The organism is Parapedobacter sp. GCM10030251, assembly GCF_042666505.1.
Taxonomy (GTDB): Bacteria; Bacteroidota; Bacteroidia; order Sphingobacteriales; family Sphingobacteriaceae; genus Parapedobacter.
This window is the reverse complement of sequence record NZ_JBHTDN010000038.1, coordinates 1-951: the sequence shown is the minus strand read 5'-3', so window position 1 is coordinate 951 and position 951 is coordinate 1. Positions and strand designations below refer to the sequence as shown.

At 54.5% G+C, this 951-nt stretch carries 1 protein-coding gene; it reads left to right on the top strand.

The features are described 5' to 3' along the window. Nucleotides 1-951 (top strand): glycosyltransferase (locus ACFQRK_RS23910; protein WP_379010949.1); only part of this gene is annotated, 951 nt, incomplete at both ends.

Below are 951 nucleotides of genomic sequence, written 5' to 3'. Positions count from 1 at the left end.
GCAAACGTATGGGGTACCGGCCGAAAAAATCGAATTGGTGCCCCACGGCGTGCCGGCCATACGGTACGATCGGACAGCAGCCCGGCTTGAGTTGGGGCTGGAGGCAAAAAAGGTACTGCTGACATTTGGCTTCCTTGGCCGAAACAAAGGCATCGAAACGGCTATATGCGCTTTGCCGCAGGTGGTAGCCAGATACCCCGACGTCGTGTACGTTGTCCTTGGTAAAACGCATCCCAATGTGGTCCGGCACGCGGGCGAAGAATACCGGTTGTTTTTGCATCGGCTGGTCAAGAAACTGGGCCTTGAAGATCACGTGGTATTCCTCAACCAGTACGCATCGGAAGACGATTTGTTCAAATACCTCGCGGCTTCCGACATTTACCTTACACCCTACCTCAATGAGGCCCAGATTACCAGCGGCACACTGTCCTATGCAGTAGGTGTCGGTTCAGCTGTCGTATCCACTCCCTATTGGCATGCGGCCGAGCTATTGGCCGAAGGGCGGGGGGCGCTGTTCAACTTCGCCGACGAGGGGCAACTGACCAACCTGCTGGTGGATTTACTCGCACATCCCGATAAATTAGAAGCTTTGCGGGATAAGGCGGGGGAATATGGGAAAACCATCACCTGGCCGAAAACGGGAGCAAGGTACCATGAACTTACCAGAGATCTCATGGCCAACGTCCCTAAAGCGATCCTCAAAAAGGATCCGGCATTGGACCGCAGCATATTGCCCCCACTGCGCTTCGACCACATCGAACGGCTCACAGACCATGTGGGTATATTCCAGCATGCCACCTTCGGGATTCCGAATTACAACGAAGGGTATTGCCTTGATGACAATGCACGGGCACTGCTCATGATGCTGATGGCTTACAGGCGGACCAAGAGCGAGGCCGTACTCAAACACATCGCTGTTTACCTTGGCTACCTGAATTACGCGCAGAACCC